22 protein-coding genes are annotated in these 21,057 nt (G+C 74.3%); 13 read left to right on the top strand and 9 right to left on the bottom strand.

Features of this window, described 5'->3' with window-relative positions:
* Positions 1 to 4: 4 nt before the first annotated feature.
* Positions 5 to 847 (top strand): ATP-grasp domain-containing protein, encoded by an 843-nt coding sequence (locus tag QRT03_RS14705; protein ID WP_286053639.1) that lies wholly within the window; start codon positions 5 to 7, stop codon positions 845 to 847.
* A 4-nt stretch (positions 848 to 851) separates the two neighbouring features.
* On the opposite strand, the gene QRT03_RS14700 is transcribed toward QRT03_RS14705, so the two are convergent.
* Complete coding sequence (locus QRT03_RS14700) at positions 852 to 2,912, bottom strand: ATP-dependent DNA helicase (protein ID WP_286053638.1); 2,061 nt, start codon at positions 2,910 to 2,912, stop codon at positions 852 to 854.
* Between the two features lie 154 nt (positions 2,913 to 3,066).
* On the opposite strand from QRT03_RS14700, the gene QRT03_RS14695 reads away from it, so the two are divergent.
* The 6 genes from QRT03_RS14695 to QRT03_RS14670 all read left to right on the top strand — a co-directional run bounded on the left by QRT03_RS14695 (position 3,067) and on the right by QRT03_RS14670 (position 8,354).
* Positions 3,067 to 3,513 carry a hypothetical protein gene (locus QRT03_RS14695; protein ID WP_286053637.1) on the top strand — a complete coding sequence of 149 codons (447 nt, stop codon included), beginning with the start codon at positions 3,067 to 3,069 and terminating at the stop codon, positions 3,511 to 3,513.
* A 13-nt stretch (positions 3,514 to 3,526) separates the two neighbouring features.
* A complete protein-coding gene (locus QRT03_RS14690; protein ID WP_286053635.1) occupies positions 3,527 to 4,162 on the top strand; it encodes a hypothetical protein in 636 nt (211 codons plus the stop codon).
* 37 nt (positions 4,163 to 4,199) lie between these two features.
* Complete coding sequence (locus QRT03_RS14685) at positions 4,200 to 5,483, top strand: DUF222 domain-containing protein (protein WP_286053634.1); 1,284 nt, start codon at positions 4,200 to 4,202, stop codon at positions 5,481 to 5,483.
* Between the two features lie 27 nt (positions 5,484 to 5,510).
* Positions 5,511 to 6,479: an LLM class F420-dependent oxidoreductase gene (locus QRT03_RS14680; protein ID WP_286053633.1), complete on the top strand. Its 969-nt coding sequence runs from the start codon at positions 5,511 to 5,513 to the stop codon at positions 6,477 to 6,479.
* 88 nt (positions 6,480 to 6,567) lie between these two features.
* Positions 6,568 to 7,095, top strand: a complete 528-nt coding sequence (locus QRT03_RS14675; RefSeq protein WP_286053632.1) for a CGNR zinc finger domain-containing protein — start codon at positions 6,568 to 6,570, stop codon at positions 7,093 to 7,095.
* A 101-nt stretch (positions 7,096 to 7,196) separates the two neighbouring features.
* Positions 7,197 to 8,354, top strand: a complete 1,158-nt coding sequence (locus tag QRT03_RS14670; protein WP_286053631.1) for an acyl-CoA dehydrogenase — start codon at positions 7,197 to 7,199, stop codon at positions 8,352 to 8,354.
* Here the strand turns inward: QRT03_RS14670 and QRT03_RS14665 are convergent.
* Together QRT03_RS14665 and QRT03_RS14660 are read right to left on the bottom strand one after the other, a co-directional pair.
* Positions 8,351 to 9,052 (bottom strand): TIGR03089 family protein, encoded by a 702-nt coding sequence (locus QRT03_RS14665; protein WP_286053630.1) that lies wholly within the window; start codon positions 9,050 to 9,052, stop codon positions 8,351 to 8,353. The two genes, QRT03_RS14670 and QRT03_RS14665, sit on opposite strands and share 4 nt — an antisense overlap.
* A 23-nt stretch (positions 9,053 to 9,075) precedes the next feature.
* On the bottom strand, positions 9,076 to 10,827 hold the full coding sequence (locus tag QRT03_RS14660) for an LCP family protein (protein WP_286053629.1): 1,752 nt from the start codon (positions 10,825 to 10,827) through the stop codon (positions 9,076 to 9,078).
* A 292-nt stretch (positions 10,828 to 11,119) separates the two neighbouring features.
* Here QRT03_RS14660 and rfbD point away from each other — a divergent pair, with 292 nt between their 5' ends.
* From rfbD to QRT03_RS14645, 3 genes are all read left to right on the top strand, one after another.
* Positions 11,120 to 12,013: a dTDP-4-dehydrorhamnose reductase gene (gene rfbD / locus QRT03_RS14655; protein WP_286053627.1), complete on the top strand. Its 894-nt coding sequence runs from the start codon at positions 11,120 to 11,122 to the stop codon at positions 12,011 to 12,013.
* A 126-nt stretch (positions 12,014 to 12,139) separates the two neighbouring features.
* Positions 12,140 to 12,397 carry a hypothetical protein gene (locus tag QRT03_RS14650; protein WP_286053626.1) on the top strand — a complete coding sequence of 86 codons (258 nt, stop codon included), beginning with the start codon at positions 12,140 to 12,142 and terminating at the stop codon, positions 12,395 to 12,397.
* Between the two features lie 36 nt (positions 12,398 to 12,433).
* Positions 12,434 to 13,336 carry a glycosyltransferase family 2 protein gene (locus QRT03_RS14645; RefSeq protein ID WP_425604843.1) on the top strand — a complete coding sequence of 301 codons (903 nt, stop codon included), beginning with the start codon at positions 12,434 to 12,436 and terminating at the stop codon, positions 13,334 to 13,336.
* A gap of 22 nt (positions 13,337 to 13,358) precedes the next feature.
* Here the strand turns inward: QRT03_RS14645 and QRT03_RS14640 are convergent, their stop codons facing one another.
* Positions 13,359 to 13,553 (bottom strand): hypothetical protein, encoded by a 195-nt coding sequence (locus tag QRT03_RS14640; protein ID WP_286053623.1) that lies wholly within the window; start codon positions 13,551 to 13,553, stop codon positions 13,359 to 13,361.
* 425 nt (positions 13,554 to 13,978) lie between these two features.
* Here QRT03_RS14640 and manB point away from each other — a divergent pair, with 425 nt between their 5' ends.
* From manB to QRT03_RS14625, 3 genes are read left to right on the top strand one after another with little or no spacing between them, the layout of a single operon-like run.
* Complete coding sequence (gene manB / locus QRT03_RS14635) at positions 13,979 to 15,076, top strand: mannose-1-phosphate guanylyltransferase (RefSeq protein ID WP_286053622.1); 1,098 nt, start codon at positions 13,979 to 13,981, stop codon at positions 15,074 to 15,076.
* Positions 15,069 to 16,001, top strand: coding sequence for a DNA-3-methyladenine glycosylase family protein (locus QRT03_RS14630; RefSeq protein WP_286053621.1), 933 nt, complete (start codon positions 15,069 to 15,071; stop codon positions 15,999 to 16,001). Before manB ends, QRT03_RS14630 begins: the two co-directional genes overlap by 8 nt.
* A gap of 2 nt (positions 16,002 to 16,003) precedes the next feature.
* The gene (locus tag QRT03_RS14625; protein ID WP_286053620.1) at positions 16,004 to 16,513 is read left to right on the top strand and encodes a hypothetical protein; all 510 of its coding nucleotides are present in this window, start codon (positions 16,004 to 16,006) and stop codon (positions 16,511 to 16,513) included.
* On the opposite strand, the gene QRT03_RS14620 is transcribed toward QRT03_RS14625, so the two are convergent.
* The 5 genes from QRT03_RS14620 to QRT03_RS14600 form a co-directional block, all read right to left on the bottom strand.
* Complete coding sequence (locus tag QRT03_RS14620) at positions 16,500 to 17,045, bottom strand: Uma2 family endonuclease (protein WP_286053618.1); 546 nt, start codon at positions 17,043 to 17,045, stop codon at positions 16,500 to 16,502. The two genes, QRT03_RS14625 and QRT03_RS14620, sit on opposite strands and share 14 nt — an antisense overlap.
* 40 nt (positions 17,046 to 17,085) lie before the next feature.
* Positions 17,086 to 17,604: an NUDIX hydrolase gene (locus QRT03_RS14615; RefSeq protein WP_286053617.1), complete on the bottom strand. Its 519-nt coding sequence runs from the start codon at positions 17,602 to 17,604 to the stop codon at positions 17,086 to 17,088.
* Positions 17,601 to 18,968: a coenzyme F420-0:L-glutamate ligase gene (locus tag QRT03_RS14610; RefSeq protein WP_286053616.1), complete on the bottom strand. Its 1,368-nt coding sequence runs from the start codon at positions 18,966 to 18,968 to the stop codon at positions 17,601 to 17,603. Before QRT03_RS14610 ends, QRT03_RS14615 begins: the two co-directional genes overlap by 4 nt.
* Positions 18,961 to 19,920: a 2-phospho-L-lactate transferase gene (gene cofD, locus QRT03_RS14605; protein ID WP_286053615.1), complete on the bottom strand. Its 960-nt coding sequence runs from the start codon at positions 19,918 to 19,920 to the stop codon at positions 18,961 to 18,963. The genes QRT03_RS14610 and cofD overlap by 8 nt, the downstream gene beginning before the upstream one ends.
* 68 nt (positions 19,921 to 19,988) lie before the next feature.
* Positions 19,989 to 20,750: a site-2 protease family protein gene (locus QRT03_RS14600; RefSeq protein WP_286053614.1), complete on the bottom strand. Its 762-nt coding sequence runs from the start codon at positions 20,748 to 20,750 to the stop codon at positions 19,989 to 19,991.
* Between the last annotated feature and the right edge of the window lie 307 nt (positions 20,751 to 21,057).

The raw sequence follows: 21,057 nt of genomic DNA, 5'->3' as shown, positions 1-21,057 counted from the left end.
CGCCATGGGCGTCTCCGTGATCGTCGCCAGCACCCGGGTGCTCTCCGAGCGCATCGAGGCCGAGAACCGGCCGCTGCTCGCCGCTCTCCACGAGCGGGGCGCCGACGCTCGCGCGGAACCCTGGGACGCGCCCGAGGACGCGGTGGGGTGGGCGGACGCCGACCTGGTCGCGGTGCGGACCACCTGGGACTACACCGAACGGCGCGACGAGTTCCTCGCGTGGGCGCGCCGGGTGGCCGGGGCGACCGTGCTGTGCAACCCGCTCGAGGTGCTGGAGTGGAACTCGCACAAGCGCTACCTCGTCGAGCTCGCCGACGCCGGCGTGCCGGTGGTGCCGACGCGGCTCGTGCCGGCGGGGTCGACCCCGGAGCCGTTGGGCCCGTCGCGCGTCGTCGTGAAGCCCGCGGTGTCGGCGGGTGGGCGCGGGACGCACCGCGGGCTCGGCCCGGAGCTCGACGAGGTGCTCGCCGACCTCGTCGTCGGGGGCGACGCCCTGGTGCAGCCGGCGGTGGAGTCCATCGCCACCGAGGGCGAGGTGTCCTTAATCCGGCTCGGCGACCGGTGGTCGCACGCGGTGCGCAAGTTCCCCGCCGCCGGGGGGTTCCTCGTGCACGAGCGGCACGGCGGTCGCCTGGAGGACCACGAGCCGACCACGCGGGAGCTCGCCGTCGCCGACGCGGCGCTCGCCTGCTCCCCGGCCCCGGTACACGCCGCGCGGGTCGACCTGGTGCGGATCGACGGCGAGCCCGTGGTGATGGAGCTGGAGCTGATCGAGCCGGAACTGTTCCTGCGCCGGTCCCCGGAGGCCGCGGGCCTGCTCGCCGACGCGCTGCTCGGCGCGCGGTAGGTGCTCAGGCCCCGCGGAGGCGCTCCAGGGCCCCGCGGACGACAGCCGGGTCCTGCGTCGTCCAGAAGGGCGGCAGTGACCCGCGCAGGAAGCCGCCGTACTGCTTCGTCGCCACGCGGGAGTCGAGGATCGCGACGACGCCGCGGTCGCCCGTGCCGCGCAGGAGGCGGCCCGCGCCCTGCGCGAGCAGCAGCGCGGCGTGGGTGGCCGAGACCGTGAGGAAGCCGTTGCCGCCGCGGGCGTCGACCGCGCGCTGCCGGGCCGCGACGAGCGGGTCGTCGGGACGCGGGAACGGGATCCGGTCGATCATCACCAGCTGCAGCGACTCGCCGGGCACGTCGACGCCCTGCCACAGCGAGATCGTCCCGAACAGCACGCTGCCGGTCTCGGCCGCGAACTTCTGCACGAGGGTGTTCGTCGAGTCCTCGCCCTGGCAGAGCACGGTGCCGTCCCACCGGCCGCGGAGGTCCTCGGTCGCCTGCTTGGCGGCGCGCATCGAGGAGAACAGCCCGAGCGCCCGGCCGCCGGCGGCCCGCACCAGGCCGTCGATCTCGTCGAGCACGGCGGGCGACAGTCCGTCACGGCCGGGCGGTGGGAGGTGCCGGGCGACGTAGAGGATGCCCGCCTTGCCGTGGGCGAAGGGCGACCCGACGTCGAGGCCGTGCCAGACGAGGTTGGTCGCGGGATCGTTGCCGTGCCCGGACCCGTCGTCGGGAACCTCGCTCTTCGCGGAGACGGGCAGCCCCCACTGGCGGGCGAGGGCGTCGAACGAGCCACCGAGCACGAGGGTCGCGCTGGTCAGTACGACCGTCGACTGGCCGAACAGCCGGTGGGCCAGCAGTCCCGCCACGGACAGCGGCGCCACGTGGAGGGCCCGCACGGTGGTCGATCCGAGCTCGCGCTCGGAGAGCCAGACGACGTCGGGCCGGGTGGCCGGGTCCTCGCGGTCGAAGGCGGCGAGGAGGCGGCCGGCGACGTCGTGGACCTCCTCGACCATCGCCGTCGCGAACCGTCGGTTGGCCGCGTCGGTGTCGTTCTCCTTCGCGCCCTTCTCCCGTTCCGGTCCGAGGGCCTGCTTGCACGCCCACGCGGCGTTGCGGATCGCCGAGAGCATGCGTCCCACGGGCTCCGGGAGGTGCTCCCAGCGACCGACCGGCGTGTCCAGCAGCACCGTGTCGAGCCCCTCGCCGGCGTCGACGAGCTGGTCGGCGAGGGCCTGGTCGACGAGCTTGGCGCAGCGGCGGGCGGCGGCGGTGGCGCTCGACCCGGTGAGCTCTCCGGTGGCGACCGAGGTGACCCGGTCGACGAGGTTGTGGGCCTCGTCGACCACGACGACGTCGTGTTCGGGCAGGACCGCCCGTCCCTCGATGGCGTCGATGGCGAGCAGGGCGTGGTTGGTGACGACGACGTCGGCCGCGCCGGCCTTGTGTCGTGCGAGCTCGGAGAAGCAGTCCTCGGCCACCGGGCAGCGCGAGGCGCCGAGGCACTCGCGGGCGGTGACGCTGACCTGGCGCCAGGCGCGGTCGGGGACGCCGGGGACGAGCTCGTCGCGGTCGCCGGTCTTCGTCTGCTCGGCCCACTCGTGCAGCCGCGTGACCTGGCGGCCGAGCGCCGAGACCTGGAACGGGTCGAACAGCTGCTCGTCGCCCGGGTCCTCGGCCTGCGCCCCGGACTCGATCTTGTGGCGGCACAGGTAGTTGCCGCGGCCCTTGAGGATCGCGAACGACGGCCGCTGCCCGAGGACGGGCTCGAGGGCCTTCGTCAGGCGCGGGAGGTCGCGGTCGACCAGCTGGGCCTGCAGGGCGATCGTGGCGGTGGAGACGACGACCGCCTGGTCGGCCTCGAGCGCGTGGCGGATCGCCGGGACGAGGTAGGCCAGCGACTTCCCGGTGCCCGTCCCGGCCTGCACGGCCAGGTGCTCGCCGGTGCGCAGCGCCCGCTCGACCGCGGCCGCCATGCGCTGTTGGCCCTCGCGCTCCGCGCCGCCGAGCGCCTCGACCGCGGCGGCCAGGAGATCGGCGACGGAGGCGGCCTCCGTGATCGTCGAGTCCGTCAGCTGCGCCATGCCCGCACCACCCCCTTCGCGGACTCAGAGTACGGAGGAGGCCGATCGGTTCCCGGCACCGCCACGATTGCTCCGTCGGGGTGACGAGTGGATCCGGGGCCGACCGGACGGAGTCGGAGGAGGCGAACGACCCCCGCTGATCCCGGAGCCCACCGTGCACCGTTCGCTCGTCGTCGTCCTCGTCGCGGTAGCCCTGCTCACGAGCGCTGCCCCGTCCTTCGCAGCCCCGGTTCCCGCGGCGGCGGAGGACTGCGGCGTGCGTGTCAACCGCCCGCACTACAGCAGGGCGTCCGAGGAGATCCACACTCGCATCGAGAGCTTCTGTCGCACGGTGCCGGTCGTCTCGAACACCGTCTCGGGCAGGACCTACCGACAGCGCTTCTGGGGGTGGGAACTGATCGCCGAGCAGCCTCCGACGACGACCAAGGGGCCGGCCGCCTTCGCACAGGATCATCGGGAGACGGTCGTGGCCGGGTGCGAAGCCGGCTCCCTGTACCGCTATCGGACGGAGGTCTTCGGGACGGTGACGTTCCCCCAGGGCACCTACTCGGCCTCCGCGTACGAGGAGAACGATCAGGAAATCCTCTGTGGGCGACCGTGAGATCGGAGACCTCGTGACCCCCGACGTGCCCCGTCCCCCCGACGTCCACGTGCTCGGTCGCCTGCTGCGTAGCTCGGCCACGTCGCCGCGGGGACGCTTCCGTGCCGTCGCCGAGTACGTCTCGGTGCAGGGCCCGCCGCCATCGGAACTGCCGCGGCACTACTCGCCCTTCCGTGCGGACGGTCCGCCGCCCACCGGCCTCGTCCACGAGGAGTGCGAGATCGCCTGGGAGGACCGGGACCGGTGGAGCGTCACGACCTCGGCGGGCGGCACGTACCGGCGGACGGGGAATGACCTCGTCATCCGCTACCCGGACCACGCACCGCTGGAGATGGACGTCGGGAACCTCCGGGCGCCGAACGTCGGATGGCCCTACTACGCCGGCCAATGGGCGGAGGATCTCCTCCTGCCACACCGGCTCGTCGGTCTGCTCGACGATCTCGTGGTCGTGGAGGACGACCCGGTCCGCCCGCGGTTGCGCGGAGACGTGTCCCTCCGCCAGCCGGAGGCCTACACCGGAGTCGCGGGTGAGGAGGTGCTCGAGGTCGAGTTCACGGCGGACCTGGATGCGGTGGTGATCGTCGAAGCCCGGGCGATGACCTGGGACCGCCGCACCGCCAGCTATTCGTTGGAGGTCCTCGACCGATAGCGGCGTGACTGTCGGGGGGTGTCGCTATCCTTCGCACATGAGTTCGAACGAGGTCGACGGGTCGGTCAGCGTAGAGCTGACCGGGCTGCTCGCGCGCCTCGGGGAACTCGCCGATCACCCCGCTCCCGCGGACGACGCGGAGTGGGTGGACCGGATCGCGGTGCTCGAGCAGTTGCGGTCGGCGGTGGCCGCCGCGCAGCACACCGCGATGGTCGGGTTCGCCACCGCCCAGGTCGAGGCCCAGGCCGCGCTGCTCGCCGACGGCAAGCTCGACCCGCGGGATGTCGGGAAGGGTATCGCCGACCAGATCGCGTTGGCCTGTCACGTCTCCCCGCACGTCGGGTCCCGGCGCCTGGAGGTCGCCCGGGCGTTGGCGGTGGATCTGCCGTGCACCCGCGGGCTGCTGGCGGCGGGGCGGATTCCCGAACGGCTCGCCGAGCACATCGTCTCGTCGACCAGCCATCTCGACGCCCAAGTCCGCCGGCTGGTGGACAAGCAGTGCGCCGAGGCCGGGCTGGAGGACCAGGGCCGCAAGGAAGCCGAGGCCACGGTCAAGCGGCTGGCCTACGAGGCCGACCCGGCCGGTTTCACCGCCCGCGGCCGCACCGCCCGCAAGGACCGGCGGGTGACGCTCCGGCCGGCGCCGGACACCATGAGCACCTTGTCGGGGTTGTTGCCGGTGGAGCAGGGCGTCTCCTGCATCACCGCACTCCGGAAGTACGCCGACGGCCTCATCGCCTCCGGAGACACCGACGACCGCACCCGCGACCAGATCATCGCCGACACCCTCGTCGAACGGCTCACCGGTCAGGTGCTGGCCGAGGACGTCGACGTCGAGGTCGGGATCGTGCTGCCGCTCGACGCGCTCACCGACCTCGACAGCTCCGCCGCCGGCGAGCTGGTCGGGCACGGGCCGCTGCCCGGCGGGATCGTCACCGACCTGCTCAACCACACCGCAGGCAAGAGATGGTGGCGGCGGTTGTTCGCCCACCCCGGCCACGGCGGCCTGGTCGGCGGCGACCCGCGACGGCGACTGTTCGACGGGTTCCTCGCCACCCTCATCGCCCTCCGCGACCACGGCATGTGCCGCGACCCCTTCTGTGGGGCACCGATCCGGCACACCGACCACATCCGCCGCTCCCGGGCCGGCGGGCCGACCAGCCTGGGCAACGGGCGCGGGGTCTGCGTGCGCGGCAACCAGGTCAAGGAACTCCCCGGCTGGGACACCGAGGTGCTCGCCGACGGGCTCGGCGACCAACCGCACACCGTGCGCACCACCACCCCGACCGGCCACACCTACACCAGCCGAGCCGGACCATGACCCGCCTCGCGACCTACGGTGGTCGGTGTGGACCTCAGGATCTTCACCGAACCCCAGCAGGGCGCGACCTACGCCGACCTGCTCCGCGTCGCCCGCGCCGCGGAGGACGCCGGGTACGACGCGTTCTTCCGCTCCGACCACTACCGGTCGATGGGCGACGTCTCCGGCGAGCCCGGCCCGACCGACGCGTGGACGACCTTGTCCGCCCTCGCCGTCCAGACCGAGCGGATCCGGCTCGGCACGCTGGTCACGTCGGCGACGTTCCGGCTGCCCGGGCCGCTGGCGATCCAGGTCGCGCAGGCCGACCAGATGTCCGGCGGCCGGGTCGAGCTGGGCCTGGGCGCCGGCTGGTTCGAGGCCGAGCACACCGGCTACGGGATTCCGTTCCCGTCGACCTCCGAGCGCTTCGCACGGCTCACCGAGCAACTCGCGATCGTCACGGGCCTGTGGTCGACGGCGTCCGGGGACACCTTCTCCTTCACCGGCGAGCACTACACCGTCGTCGACTCGCCCGCCCTGCCGAAGCCGACGCAGCAGCCGCTCCCGGTGATCGTCGGCGGCACCGGTCCGCGCCGCACGCCCGCTCTGGCCGCCCGCCACGCCGCCGAGTTCAACCTGCCGTTCACTCCGCTGGACAAAGCCGCCACCCAGGTCGAACGGGTCGCGGAGGCGTGCCGCGAGGCCGGACGCGACCCGGCGTCGATCATCCGCTCGTTCGCCCACACCCTGGTCGTCGGGAAGGACGACGCCGAGGTCGCCCGGCGCGGGGAGGCCCTCGGGGTCGGCGCCGACCAGCTGGCCGACAACCCGCTCGCCGGCACGCCCGCGCAGATCGTGGACGCGATCGGGACCTGGCGCGAGCGCACCGGTGCCACCCGGGCCTACCTCCAGGTGCTCGACCTCGCCGACCTCGACGCCATCGAGCTCGTCGCCGCCGAGGTGGCCCCGCAGCTGGGGTACAGCACGCGGTGCGCCCCGCAGGCGCAGCGCTGGTAGCGCACGAGTCCCTCGCTCGTGGGGTGGCTCGAGGTGATCGTCCAACGGTGGTCAGCAGTCATGACGTCGAGCGTGCTGTCATGGTCTTGTGCATCTCAACCCTTACGGCCGGGACGCCGTCCTGCTCGCGGCCGACCTGGCGAACGACCCGCCGTCGGGCCACGAGGATCTGGTCCGACGGTGCCGGGACGCCGGGCTCGTCGTCGACGGGACCGCGGACGACGACATCGAGCGCACCCGTGCGGTGCTCGAGCGATGGGTGCGGGTCGTCGACGCCACCGAACCGGCCGTCCGGGCGCACCTCACCAACGGTCTGCTCGCCGAGTACTGCGATCACCCCCGGATGACCGACCATGCGGACGACGGTTACCACCTGCACTTCCGGGACGCCGACCTCCCGGTCGGGCGGGTGCTGTGTTCGTTGATCGCGATGGGCACGGCCCTGCACCTCGCCGGGCGCGGGATGCACCGGCTCGGGCGCTGCGCGGTGGAGGGCTGCGAGCGCGTCTTCGCCGACGTCTCCCGCACCGGTCGGCAGCGCTACTGCTCGACGGCGTGCTCGAACCGCGATGCGGTGCGACGCCACCGTGGATCGCGCTCCGTGGCAGGTCGGTGACCGGTGGCGGTGAGACACGGGCCATCGGTGCGAACGGTAGGACGTCCTAGCATCGAGAGGTAGCGTGGACCACGAGCGAGTGACGGCAGAAGGAGTACGCGGTGAACCCGGAGTTCGACGTCTACGACCTGGGCGAGGAGCGCGCCGCGCTGCGCGAGTCGGTCCGCGCGCTGTGCGAGAAGGAGATCCAGCCCTTCGCGGCGGAGGTCGACGCCACGCCCCGGTTCCCGCAGGAGGCCCGCGACGCGCTGACCGCGGCCGGCTTCCAGGCCATCCACATCCCGGAGAAGTACTCGGGTGAGGGCGCCGACTCCATCGTCGCCTGCATGGTGATCGAGGAGGTCGCGCGCGTCGACGCCTCGGCCTCCCTGATCCCGGCGGTGAACAAGCTCGGCTCGATGCCGATCATCCTGTCCGGCTCCGAGGAGCTGAAGCAGAAAGTCCTGCCGTCGGTCGCGAGCGGTGAGTCGATGATCAGCTACGCGCTCTCCGAGCGGGAGGCCGGTTCGGACACCGTCTCGATGCGCACCCGGGCGCAGGCCGACGGCGACGACTGGATCCTCAACGGCACGAAGGCGTGGATCACCAACGGCGGCGTCTCCGACTGGTACACGGTCATGGCGAAGACCGACCCGGAGAAGGGCGCCAACGGCATCTCCGCGTTCGTCGTCCACAAGGACGACCCCGGCTTCTCGGTGGGCCCGAAGGAGCACAAGCTCGGCATCAAGGGCTCGCCGACGACGGAGATCCACTTCGAGAACTGCCGGGTCCCCGGCGACCGGATCATCGGTGCGGTCGGGACCGGTCTGAAGACCGCGTTCGCCACGCTCGACCACACGCGCCCGACGATCGGCGCGCAGGCGGTCGGCATCGCGCAGGGCGCGCTGGACGCCGCCGTCGAGTACGTGAAGGACCGCAAGCAGTTCGGGAAGTCGATCTCGGACTTCCAGGGCGTGCAGTTCATGCTGGCCGACATGGCGATGAAGATCGAGGCGGCCCGCCACCTCGTCTACGTCGCCGCGGCGAAGGCCGAGCGCGGCGAGAAGAACATCGGGCTGATCGCGTCCGCGTCCAAGTGCTTCGCCTCGGACACCGCGATGGAGGTGACGACGGACGCCGTGCAGCTGTTCGGCGGCGCCGGCTACACCACGGACTTCCCGGTCGAGCGCATGATGCGCGACGCCAAGATCACGCAGATCTACGAGGGCACGAACCAGATCCAGCGCATGGTCATGGCCCGTCAGGTGCTGCGCGGCTAGCCGAGCCGCTCGTTCGCCTTCTCCGACCCGGCGCGCCGATCGAGCGTCGCCGGGTCGGCGTGGCGGACCTGTACGAGCGAGCCACCCGCCGCGAGCACGGCGAGCAGGCCGTCGATCAGGCCACCGGAGACCGTGACGGGCCAGTCGGCGGTCGAGAGCAGGCGCGTCTCCGACGACCAGCCGAGCTCCGCGGCCCGTCGTCGGGACAGATCCACCACCTCGTCCACCGTCGCCTCGCCGAGGGCGGGGGCGTCCCCGGGCACGGGGTCGGGCGTGAAGTGGTCGCCGTGCATCCGGACCTCGGACGCGTAGTCGACCGCGTCGGTCGGCAGGTCGGCCAGCGGGCGCCCGAACGCGTCCAGCGAGAACCCCACGACCAGCCCCGCTGGCGTGTCGAGGTGCTCGGCGTCGACCAGGGCCACCTCCGGGTCGTCGTCGGTGACGTGCGCCCCGACCCACCAGGCGCCGAGCAGCGCGACCGCCTTTTGCCAGTGCGCGGGCAGCGCCACCGCGACGCGCGTCCCGGACTCGACGTCGCACTCGTCGCGCAGGAGGTTCGCGGTCTTGGCCACCCAGTTCGCGAGCGTCTCGCCGGAGAACTCGAGCCGTTCACCGGACGCGTCGTCGTAGAAGGTGATCAGCGGACGGCGGGCGTCGGCGGCGAGGACGGGGGCCAGCAGGGCGTCGGTGACGGTCATCGGGCGGCGAGCCTAACCCGGGCCTAGTTGACGCAGGCGATCCCGTCCGCCGTGATCGGCGGCTGCGGGGGCGGCGGCGGGGCACTGTCCGCGGCGTCGCTCGGGGTGGTCACGGCGCCCGGTCCCGCGTAGTCCGGGGCGAGCAGCACCTGGACCGAGTTCGGGGGCAGCGACGCATCGGGACGGGTGGGGAGACCGCCGAGGGCACGGGCCACCACCCCGGCGCCGGCGTCACCGCCCGGGCCGAACGCGATCGCCGAGGAGCTGGCGAGCTCGTCGGCGTTGCCCGAGCGCAGCTGCGTGTAGCCCTGCGCCCCGAGGATCTGCACCACGCGAGCGGCCGCCCCGCCGGTCCCGGACGCGTTGCGGACGTCGACGGGGATCGTCGCCGGGGCCGGTCCGGTGGGCACGACCGGGGTGTCCTTCGGACCGATCGCGTCCGTGACGAACTGCCGGACCTCGTACTCGTCGATCTTGAGCGCGTCCCCGGCGTTCGTGCTCACGCCACCCTGCGTGGGAATCGTCATGAACGTGACGGCCCCGCCGCTGACGCCCTGCATCTGCTGGGCGAAGCCGAGCAGGTCCCAGCCGCCGTCGAGGACCACCGACTGCTTCACGGAGTCGAGCAGGCGGGACAGGGTCACCGGGTCGGCCAGCGTCCCGGCGGAGAGGACCTTGTGCGAGAGCCCCGCCAGGAACGCCTGCTGGCGACGGACCCGGTCGAGGTCGCCCATCGGGAGGCCGTGACGCTGCCGGACGAAGGCGAGCGCGTCGTGACCCGCGACCGACCGCGGGCCGGCGGCGAAGTGCGCACCGGAGAAGTCGTCGTCGACCGCGTTCTTGAGGCAGACGTCCACGCCGCCGATCGCGTTGGTCAGGTTGAAGAAGCCGAGCAGGTTGATCTCGGCGTAGTGGTCCACGCCGATCCCGGTGAGCTCCTGCACGGTCTCGATCAGCGCCGCGCGGCCGGCCTCGGAGGAGCGGACGTCGACGTCGCGCGGATCGCTGTCCCCACCGGACACGAGCTGCTCCGCCATCGCGGCCTTCGCGCCGGGGTAGACCGAGTTCAACTTGCCCTTGCCCGACGACCAGGGCAGCCCCACGTAGCTGTCGCGGGGCAGCGAGAAGGCCACCGCGCGGCTGCCGTCGTTCGGCACCCGCACCAGGATCATCGAGTCGGTGTTCAGCTCGCCGTCGGCGGACCCGGCGTCGAGCTGGGCGAGCACGTCGCGCGGCAGGGGATTGCCCTGCGCGTCGTTGCGGGAGTCGGTGCCGACGAGCAGGACGTCCGTGGCGCCGTCGGCCGCCGTGCCCTTCTTCGACAGCGCCCCGGAGGACGCGAAGCTGCCCGACAGCGCGGCCCACGCGGTCCCGCTGACCGCCAGCACCAGCACCGACACCACCGTCACGACGATGCGCAGCAGCCGCCACGGCGCGCGGCGGGGTCCGTCCGCGGCGGGCGGCGCGGGCCTCGACGGGCCCCCGGGCCGGGGCGGGCCGCCCGGCGCGGTCCGGGGACGTGGCGGGGGCGGCGGGGCGCCCACGTCCCGGGTCGGGCTCTCGCGGAGCGACACCGACGACGGCGGCCGGCCGATCCCCGCCGCGGCCGGGCGCATCTCACGCAGGTCGCCACGACGCAGGCGGGCCGACGGACTGCTGCCCGGTGCCGGGCCGGACGCGGCCCGCGGCGGGACGTCCCGTGGCTGCGGGCGTCCCGCGGACGGCCCGAAGCGACGCGCCGGGTCCCGACGGGGCCGGCCACGGTCGTCCTCCACGGGCGTCTCCCCTCGGGCTGCTCGTCGGGTCGGGGCGGGTCGGGCCTTCGGTCGGGCGGATCGGGTCGGTTCGGTCTGGGCCGGCGGGGTGGGGTCGCCGGAGGACCCTCACGAGAGACATCGTCGTCGCACGCCCGCACCTGCAGAGCAGGCTAGACGGCCTCACCCGGGTTTCCCGGGCACCACCCGTCCGGACCCGCCGTGGCGCGTCGGAGGATGGCACAGCGTCACCCGGCCGTGGGGGCCGGGGAACGATCTTCACGACCGGCGGGAGGAGCACCAGGTGCGGTGGATGGTGACGGGAGCGGCGGGGGCCCTGGGGACCGACCTCGTCCGGGTGCTGACGGCGAGCGGTGAGCGGTTCTCCGCCTTCACGCGCGCCGACCTCGACATCGCCGACGGCGCGGCGGTCGAGGCGGCCGTGAAGGAGTGGGCGGACGGCACCGACGAACCCCGGGTGCTGCTGAACGCGGCCGCGTTCACCGCCGTCGACCTCGCCGAGACCGACCCCGACGCCGCCCGGGCCGCGTACGCGGTGAACACCGAGGCACCCGGCCTGCTCGCCGCGGCCTGCGCCCGGCACGGGGCGCGCCTGGTGCACGTCTCCACCGACTACGTCTTCGACGGGCGCGGGCCCGACGGACCGCCCGGCACGGGCTACGAGCCCGACGACCCCACCGGCGCCCGCAGCGTCTACGGGCGCACGAAGGAGGCGGGGGAGCAGCGGGTCCGCGACGCCCTCGACGCGCACCACGTCGTCCGGACCGCCTGGGTCTACGGCGACACCGGCAGCAACTTCGTCGCGACGATGGCCCGCCTGGCCGCCCAGCGCGACACCCTCGACGTGGTCGACGACCAGTACGGCTCCCCGACCTGGTCCGCCGACCTCGCGGCCGCCCTGGTCGACCTCGGGCGCTCGGATGCGCCCGCCGGGACCCTGCACGCGACGGGCGGCGGCGCCACGACCTGGTGCGGCTTCGCCCGGGCGGTCTTCGAGGAGCTGGGGGCGGACCCGCAGCGGGTGCGCGGCTGCACCACCGACCAGTTCCCGCGTCCGGCACCGCGTCCGGCCTGGTCGGTGCTCTCCCCGGCAGCGTGGTCGGCGGCCGGGCTCGAGCCGCTGCACGACTGGCGCGAGGCCCTGCACGCGGCGGTCACCCGGCACCCCGCGCTGCTCGGCCGCTGACAGGGCCGACGGGGCCGCCCGGCGCGCCGGGCCGCCGCGCGTGATCATCCGACTCCGGATCGACGATTTCCCGGGGCATCTCGGCGATGAACCGTCACCTCTCGGCGCACCACGCGTTCACCTCACATGGCGCTGGAGACGGTCCTGCTCGCCCTGCTCGCTCTCGTCGCGGTGGGGCTCCTGATCGACGCATGTCGTGAGCGGCACCGCCTCCGGTCGCGGATGGATCGTGCGGTGCGCCGCGCGCAGGAGCCCGAGATGCCCCGCGGCGTGAACACCGGTCATCGCGCGACCGGGACGGCCAACACGGGCGGGCTCGGCCCGGGGTCGTGGCAGTACTGGCCGGTCGCGCTGCCCGCCACCGACGAGACACGCCTCCGCTAGACCCTCCTTCCCGACAGCGGTTCGGGTCCGGCGAGGATGGGGCGCATGCCCGACGGAGACGGAGCGCAGCGGAGCTCGACCGCGCAGTACGGAGACGGACTCGCGGTCGTCGTGGTGACCTACTCCCCGGGCGACTCGCTGCCCGCGTTCCTCGACTCGCTCGAGGACGCGACCTCCCGCCCGGTGACCGTGGTGCTCGCCGACAACGGCTCCACCGACGGCGTGCCCGAGGCGGAGGCCGCCCGGGGCCGCGCGCAGCTGCTGCCGATGGGCGAGAACCTCGGCTACGGGGCCGCGTCGAACCGCGCGGTCGCGGGACTGGGCGCCGACGTCGGGTGGGTGCTCGTGTCCAACCCCGACATCGTGCTGGGCCCGAAGGCGCTGGACCTGCTGCTCGAGGCGGCCGCCCGGTGGCCGCGCGCGGGGTCGCTCGGGCCGCTGATCCGGACCGACGGCGAGGTCTACCCCTCCGCCCGTCTGCTCCCCTCGCTCGGGCGCGGGGTGGGCCACGCGGTGTTCGGCGCGGTCTGGCCGGCGAACCCCTGGACGCGTTCGTACCGCCAGGAGGGTTCGGTCGCGGAGCGGACCGCGGGCTGGCTGTCCGGCTCGTGCGTGCTGCTGCGTCGCGAGGCGTGGGACTCCGTCGACGGGTTCGACCCGCGGTTCTTCATGTACTTCGAGGACGTCGACCTCGGCGACCGGCTCGGGCGTGCCGGGTGGCTCAACGTCTACGTCCCGGATGCGGAGGTCGTGCACACCGGCGGGCACGCCACGAACGCCGACCACCCGACGTCGGCCCGGATGCTGCGCGAGCACCACCGCAGCGCCTACCGCTTCCTCGCCGACCGCTACCGCGGGCGGCGGTGGGCCCCGCTGCGGGCCGGGCTGCGCACTGCGCTCGGCCTGCGTGCCCGGTGGAGCACACGCGGCACGTCCTGACCCGACCCGACGTCGGGAACCCTCAGCGGCGGAAGAGCCGCTTCCAGAACGGGACCTTGACGCCCACCGGCGGCGTGGTGGGCGCGTCGTCCGGGCGCGGCCCGGCGTCGTGCCCGTGGTCCTGCGCGGGGAAGGGTGCCGTCGGGGGGCGGGTCGCGGAGGTGCGCACGGTGGGCGCCTCGGCCGGCACGGGCCGCATCAGCGTCGGGTCGGACACCTCGACCGGGGTGGTCTCGGGCTCGCGCGGCGCGTAGCCGGGCGGCTGACGATGACGCCCGTCCCGGTCAGGCCGGGTGGCCGTCGGCCGCGGAACCCGACCGTGCGTGACCGGACGGTCACCGGGACGGAGGGCAGCTTGGGGGATCATCTGCGTGGCCGACGCGTCGAAGGGTGACTCCGCGCTGTCCGGGGTCACCACCGTGGCGTTGCGTTGCTGCGCACGGGCGATAGCCTCCTGCGCACGGTCCCACGCGTTCGACGGCTCCACCACGCTGCTCCTGCCCCGATCCCGGTGGCTACGGCCCGGCCGGTGGGCCTCGCGGACCCGGACCGGTGTCGTGCCGAGTGCACGTCAGACTAGCGCCCGGACGCGACGTCGTCGTCACGCCGGGGCAGGACGACAGCGAGCGGGAGGTCACGGACGTGACGACCACGGGGGGAACGGCCGAGGGGACGGCGGCGGTCGTGCTCGTCGGGGGTCAGGGGAGCCGACTGCGCCCGCTGACCGCCTCGACGCCGAAACCGATGCTGCCGACCGCGGGGGTGCCGTTCATCGGCCACCTGCTCTCGCGGATCGCCGCGGCGGGCATCCGGCGGGTGGTGCTTGGGACGAGCTACCGCGCCGAGGTGTTCGCGGAGTACCTGGGCGACGGGTCCGCCTTCGGGCTGGACATCGAGTGCGTGCCCGAGCCGGAGCCGCTGGGTACCGGCGGCGGCATCCGGCACGCGGCGGCCGCGCTGGACCGCTCCTACGACGAGGTCATGGTCTTCAACGGCGACATCCTGTCCGGAGTCGACCTCGGAGCCGTCCTCGCCGAGCACCGGACCGCGGGCGCCGACGCGACGCTGCACCTGGTGCGCGTCCCCGACCCGACCGCCTTCGGCTGCGTCCCGACCGACGACACCGGCCGCGTCCAGGCGTTCCTGGAGAAGACGCTCAACCCGCCGACGGACCAGGTCAACGCCGGGTGCTACGTCTTCCGCCGCGAGGTGATCGACGCGATCCCCGAGGGGCGGCCGGTCAGCGTCGAGCGGGAGACGTTCCCGGGCCTGCTCCGGGACGGGCGGCGGCTGCAGGGTCACGTGGAGTCGTCCTACTGGCTCGACCTCGGCACCCCGGCCGCCTTCGTGCGCGGCTGCGCCGACCTGGTGCAGGGCATCGCGCCGACGTCGGCGCTGCCCGGCCCGGTCGGCACCGCGCTGCTGCTCGAGGGCGCCAAGACCGCGGCGACGGCCTCGGTGTCCGACGGCACGACCCTCGGGCACGACGTCGTGGTCGGCGACGGCTCCCGCGTCATCGGCTCGGTGGTGATGGACGGCGCCCGGATCGGCGACAACGTCGTCGTCACCCGCTCGGTCATCGGCCCGCGCGCGGTCATCGGCGACGAGACCGTGGTGACCGACGCGGTGGTCGGCGACGACGTGACGGTCGGTGCCGGCTGCGAGCTGTGCGACGGCGTCCGGCTCTGGCCCGGTCTCAGCATCCCGGACGGCGGTCTGCGATTCTCGGGGAGTGGCTGAGGCCCTCCTCGAGACCGGTACCGCCCGGACCCGCCGTTGGGCGCCGGGCTACGTGCTGGACATCCCCGCGCTGATCGGGCCGCTGCGCCACGGCCGGGGCGATCCGACGTGCCGCATCGACGAGACCGGTGTCGTCTGGCGGGTGTGCTCGACGCCGGCCGGCCCGGCGACCACGCGGATCCGCCGGGTCGGGTCGGAGGTGGTCGCGGACGCGTGGGGCGACGGCGCCGAGTGGGCGCTCGACGGCCTGCCCGCGCTGCTGGGGGCGGACGACGACGACTCCGGCTTCGTCGGTCACCATCCCCTCGTCGCCGACGCCCGCCACCGGCTGCCCGGGCTGCGCCTCGGCGCCTGCGGCGCGGTGTGGGAGCAGCTGTTCGCGGCGGTCCTGGAGCAGAAGGTGACCGGCACCGAGGCGCACCGCTCGTGGCGCGAGCTCTGCTGGCGCTTCGGCGGTGCCGCGCCCGGACCGGCACCGAAGGGCATGCGGGTGCCGCCGTCGCCGCGGGAGACGAAGGCGATCCCGGACTGGGAGTGGCACAGGGCCGGCGTCGACCAGTCCCGGCGGCGCGCGATCCTCGCCTCCGCCACGGTGGCGCACCGCCTGGAGAAGGCGGTCGAGCTGCGCGGGGTCGAGGGGCGGTCTCTGCTGCGCAAGGTGCCCGGCATCGGGGTCTGGACCGCCGCGGAGGTCGCCCAGCGCGCGTGGGGCGACCCGGACGCGGTGTCGGTCGGCGACTTCCACATCCCCTCGACCGTCGGCTACGCGCTGGTGGGACGGAAGCTCGACGACGCCGGGATGCTCGAGGTCCTCGCCTGCTACGCCCCGCAGCGCCAGCGCGCGGTGCGCTACATCGAGGCGTCCGGGTTCAAGCGCCCGCGGTTCGGCCCGCGGTACTCGCCGCGCGACTTCCGGGAGTGGTGAGCGTGGACGAGTTCAGCGCGGCCGAGGTCGCGCGGGCGAGTGGGCTGCCGATCACGGAGCTGCGGCCCGGGCTGTGGTCCCGCGCGGACGTGGTGGAGCTGCAGCGGACGCTTCTCGCGCGCGAGCTCGGTCTTCCCGACGACGGGTCGGCGGACCCGGGTGCGCTCGTGCCGGTCCTCGAGGCGGTACGCGACCGGATCGACCTTCAGGTCGCGGCCGTCCGCGCCACGCTGGACGGGACCGCCACCACCCCGGCGGAGATCCTCGACGGGTTCGGCGAGACCGTGGACCTGGACGAGGCCCTCGACGAACTCGGCCTCGCCTGGGCGCGGACCTGGTCGTCGGGGGAGGCGGTGGACTCCCCGGCGGCCCGGTCGATGGCCGAGCAGCACCGTGCGGTCGCCGGGCCGGATGTCGGCGAGACCCTCGGGGCGCTCCTGGACCGGCACGCGCTCGGGGTCGCCGCCTACGCCCGGGACGTGCTCGCGGCCGGGCAGGTCAGCCGAGGCTGACGGCCCCGACGCCGGGGAGCTCGACGACGGGCTCGTCGCGCTCGGCGCAGTCGTACGGACCCGTACCGTCGGCCGGCAGGACGAACAGCGTCATCGCGGCGCAGTCGGGGTCGACGACGAGGTACCAGCCCACGCCGGCCTCGGCGTAGTCGTAGACCTTCGCCACGCGGTCGGTTCGCCGCGTCCCCGGGGAGAGGACCTCCACCACCCCCACGACGTCGGGTGGCAGGAGGTGCGGCATCCGGTCGGGCAGGCCCGCGCGGAACACCGCCAGGTCGGGCCGCCGGACGGTCGCGGGCGGTCCGGCGTCGCAGAGCAGTTCGGTCCCGGGGAGCACCTCGAGCCCGTCGGGCAGGGCGTCCTCGAGCCGACGGAGCAGCCGGCGGAGGACACGCTGGTGCCCGAGCGCGGGCGAGGTGGTCACGAGGAGGGTTCCTTCGACGAGTTCGCACCGTCGGTGCACCTCGTCGGGCAGGGCCTCCCAGTCCTCGAGGGTGAGGACGGCGCGGGGCCAGGCGAGGAAGTCGGTCATCACACCTCCTTCGACTGCGCCCAGCGTCGCACGGTTCCGCCTACGTCGGCAGCGACCGCCCGAAGGCCACGTCGTCGGGCAGTTCCGCGAGCGGCCACCAGCGCAGGTCGGTGGACTCGTCGCTGCGCACCGCGACGGCGCCCTCGGGGGCCCGCACCAGGTAGCGCACGTCGAGGTGGCGGGTCGGCACGCCGAGGGAGCAGGTCACCGGGTGGACGTCGAGGTGGACCGGGGCGTCGGAGATCGTCAGCCCGTCGATGCCGGACTCCTCGGTCGCCTCGCGGAGCGCCGCGTCGCGCAGCGTCGGGTCGTCGGCCTCGATGTGCCCGCCGAGCTGCAGCCAGCGCCCGACCCGCGGGTGCAGCGTGAGCAGCGCGTGCTCCCCGGCGGCGTCCAGGACCAGCGCGGACGCGGTCAGGTGGCCCGTGGCGCACGACCGTGCGCACGCGTCCGGGCACGCCGCGAGGTAGGCGAGCAGGGCGTGGCGGATCGCGGACTGGTCCGCGTCGGGCGCGGCCCAGCCCGACAGCACCGCGACCGCGTCGTCGTGGACGGTCACCGCTCGACCAGCCGCTCGTCGACGGCCGGCTCGGGGCGCGGCTCCGGTTCCTGCTCCGGATGTCCGAGCGCGACCGCGCCGAGCGGTTCCCACGTCTCCGGGAGGTCCAGCACGGACCGCACGACGTCGGCCGCGAAGATCGTCGACCCGACCCAGCACGACCCGAGGCCCTCCGCCGCCAGCGCCACCAGCAGCCCCTGGACCGCCGCGCCGCCGGCGACCGTGAACATCGTGGCCTCGCCGGCGGAGCGGCGGGCGTCGGGATAGTCGTGGGACCCGCCGTCGGGACCCCGCACCAGGAAGGGCAGGACGAGCTCCGGGGCGCGGTACAGCAGGTCGCCGCGCGCCAGCCGGCGGGAGACCTGCTCGGACGTGAACCCGTCCGCCTCGAGGTCGGCGCGCCAGCGGGCGCCCATCGCGTCGAGCAGGTCCCGACGACGGGTCGGGTCGCGCAACCACACGAACCGCACCGGCCGCGAGTGGTGCGGCGCCGGCGCGGTCAGCCCGGCCGCGACCGCGCGCCGCACCGCGTCCGCGTCGACCGGGTCGGCGGCGAAGGCGCGGACCGACCGTCGCGCCGGGACCGCCTCCCGCCGCCCGCGGGCGATCGCCTCCGCGGTGCCGAGCCAGAACAGGTCCTCCTCGACGGGCCGGACCAGCCCACCCGCCGTCGGGCCGTCGCCGCGCAGGGCGTCGAGCCCGCGCACGATCGCGACCGGGACACCGCCGAGCTTGCCCTTGACCAGGTCGGCCGCGGCCGCGATCTCGTCGGCGACCGCGACCTCGGTGACCAGCAGCTCGTTGCCCTGCCGGTCGATCGCGCCGCCGTACCCGTGGAGCGCGACGAGCCCGGCCGAGCCGATCGCGGCGTCGGTCTGCCCGAGGCGCCAGCAGCGGCCCATGGTGTCGGTGACGACCACCGCCACGTCGACGCCCAGCGCCGACGCCAGGTCCGCTCGCAACCGGGCCGCGGACCCGTCGGGGTCGACCGGCAGCAGCGCCACCTCGTCGGTCTCCACGTTCGACCCGTCCACCCCGGCCGCGGCCTGCACGATCCCCAGGCGGTTCGTGACGATCTTGGTGCGGCCCTTCGTGGCGAGGACACGGACGGTCTCGTCGTCGATCAGCTTCCGCCGGGCGGTGTCGCGCTCCCCGGGGTCGCGCGGCACGGCCACCAGACGCCCCTCGACCTTGGAGAAGACCTTGGAGGTCACGACGACGACGTCGCCGTGGGCCACCTGACCGCGCAGCGCGTCGGCGAGCGCGACGGCGAGGTCGTCCCCCGGGCGGAACTCGGGCAGCCCGGGCACGCCCCACGCGGTGAGGCCCGCAGGGGCGGCGTGGTCGGTGGGGACCTCAGACACCCAGGCCCACCAGGTCGATCGCCTCGCGGACCATGGCCGCCGTCGTCCCCGGGTCGCTCATCAGCAGCGGCACGGAGCGCACGGCGACGCCCGGCACGTCCGCGGTGTCCGTGGCGTGCACCAGCCAGCCGTCGAGCAGCCCACCCGTCGTCCGGGCCCCGTAGTGCCGCCCGACGCCCTCGGCCGAGACCTCCACGCCGATCGCGTCGAGGCAGGGCTCCGCCATCCCGCGTACGGCGTGCCCGTCGATGATCGGGGACACCCCGACGACGGGGCCGGGAGCGGACGCGAGGGCCGCGCGCAGCCCCGGCACGTCGACGATCGTGCCGATGCTGACGACGGGGTTGGACGGGGCCAGGAGCACGAGGTCGGCGTCGGCGATCGCGGTGAGGGCCGCGGGGCAGGCGGTGGCCGCGTCACGCCCGACGGAGGCGAACCCGTGCGCGCGCGGCACGGCGCGGTGCCGCACCCACCACTCCTGGAAGTGCACCGCGCGCCGCTCGCCGGTCTCCGGGTCGTCGATGACGACGTGGGTCTCGATCCGGTCGTCGCTCGCGGGGATCAGCGCGACGCCGGGGCGCCAGCGGTTGCACAGGGCCTCGGTGACCTGCGAGAGCGGGTAGCCCGCGCGCAGCATGCGGGTGCGCACGAGGTGCGTCGCGACGTCGCGGTCCCCCAGCCCGAACCACGTCGGGTCGGCCCCGTAGGCCTCCAGTTCGGCCTTCACCGACCAGGTCTCCCCGGCGCGGCCCCAGCCCTTCGCCGTGTCGATGCCCCCGCCGAGGGTGTACATGCACGTGTCGAGGTCCGGGCAGACGCGCAGACCGTGCAGCCAGATGTCGTCGCCGACGTTGACGACCGCGCGCACCTCGTCGTCGTCGCCGAGCGCCGCGAGCACCCCCTGCAGGAACCGCGCGCCGCCGACGCCCCCGACCAGAACCGTGACCTTCACGCCGCTGATCGTCCTCCCGACCCCCGACGGTCGCCGGGGCCGGGGTACGACCCGGCGTCGGGAACTCCTCAGCGCTGCCAGAAGAAGAAGATCGCGCGCCCGGCCTCGGCGAGCGAGGAGTCGCCGCCGGTGGAGGAGTAGACGAACGTGGCCAGGTCGAACAGCGCCTCCGCGGCCGGGCGGAAGAAGATCAGCACGACGAAGAGCAGCAGCGGCGCGTAGGGCGTGAACGGCGCGACCCGCTGCCGCGTGCGCTCGGAGAGGTACGGGTCGATGACGCCCCAGCCGTCCAGACCGGGGATCGGCAGGATGTTCAGCACGAACGCGAGCACCTGGATCAGCGCCAGGAACGACAGGCCCGCCGCCAGGTAGACCGGGACGAACGGCACCAGCAGGGCGAGCAGCACGGCCAGCACGAGGTTGACCAGCGGCCCGGCCGCGGACACCAGGCTGGACGCCCACCGGGCGCGCAGCGACCCGCGGGAGATGTAGACCGCCCCGCCCGGCAGCGGGATGCCGCCGATCAGCAGGAACAGCAGGGGCAGGACGAAGGTGAGGCCGACGTTCGCGTACTTCGTGATGTCGAGGGTGAGGTAGCCGCGCGCCCGGACCCACGGGTCGCCGCAGCGGTGGGCGGTCAGCGCGTGGGCGAACTCGTGCAGGCACAGCGACACCGCCCAGCCCGCGAGGACGATGACGACGACGCCGGCCGTGATCGCGATCTCGGAGTCGAACAGCGTGAGGACGCACCCCGCCACCGTCGCGGCGACGAGCCCCAGGAAGATGGGGCTGGTCCGGGTGAGACTCCGACCGGAGCGCAGGCTGGCCACGGGACCGAGTGTCCCAGGTCGGGGACCCCGGTGCGGCCACGCAGCGTCGATGAACGTCGAGAACACGTTCACCGCACGTGACGACCGTCCGTCGCGACATGCGGCCGCCCAGGGGACCCGGCTTGACCCACATGGAACGACACCGGTGTAATTCCCTGCGACGTACACGCCGGCGCGGGGCCGGCGCTCCGCCAGCTGGGGAGTGCTAGCGGTGAGGGAGGCCGTGTGAACGGTGCGGAGAGCGGGTCGGTGGTGCTGGGCAGCGTGAACTTCGGAGGGGCGGGCGACGCGGTCGGGGGGATCGTGG

It is taken from the genome of Actinomycetospora termitidis (assembly GCF_030286555.1).
In the GTDB taxonomy this organism is placed as follows: Bacteria; Actinomycetota; Actinomycetes; order Mycobacteriales; family Pseudonocardiaceae; genus Actinomycetospora; species Actinomycetospora termitidis.
This window is presented reverse-complemented; position numbering and strand designations above follow the sequence as displayed.

Excerpts from the sequence above, each read along its gene's own strand:
- QRT03_RS14705 (WP_286053639.1), top strand. The coding sequence starts at position 5 with ATGGGCGTCTCCGTGATCGTCGCCAGCACCCGGGTGCTCTCCGAGCGC.
- QRT03_RS14700 (WP_286053638.1), bottom strand. The coding sequence starts at position 2,912 with ATGGCGCAGCTGACGGACTCGACGATCACGGAGGCCGCCTCCGTCGCC.
- QRT03_RS14685 (WP_286053634.1), top strand. The coding sequence starts at position 4,200 with ATGAGTTCGAACGAGGTCGACGGGTCGGTCAGCGTAGAGCTGACCGGG.
- QRT03_RS14665 (WP_286053630.1), bottom strand. The coding sequence starts at position 9,052 with ATGACCGTCACCGACGCCCTGCTGGCCCCCGTCCTCGCCGCCGACGCC.
- rfbD (WP_286053627.1), top strand. The coding sequence starts at position 11,120 with ATGGTGACGGGAGCGGCGGGGGCCCTGGGGACCGACCTCGTCCGGGTG.
- QRT03_RS14650 (WP_286053626.1), top strand. The coding sequence starts at position 12,140 with ATGGCGCTGGAGACGGTCCTGCTCGCCCTGCTCGCTCTCGTCGCGGTG.
- QRT03_RS14645 (WP_425604843.1), top strand. The coding sequence starts at position 12,434 with ATGGGGCGCATGCCCGACGGAGACGGAGCGCAGCGGAGCTCGACCGCG.
- QRT03_RS14620 (WP_286053618.1), bottom strand. The coding sequence starts at position 17,045 with ATGACCGACTTCCTCGCCTGGCCCCGCGCCGTCCTCACCCTCGAGGAC.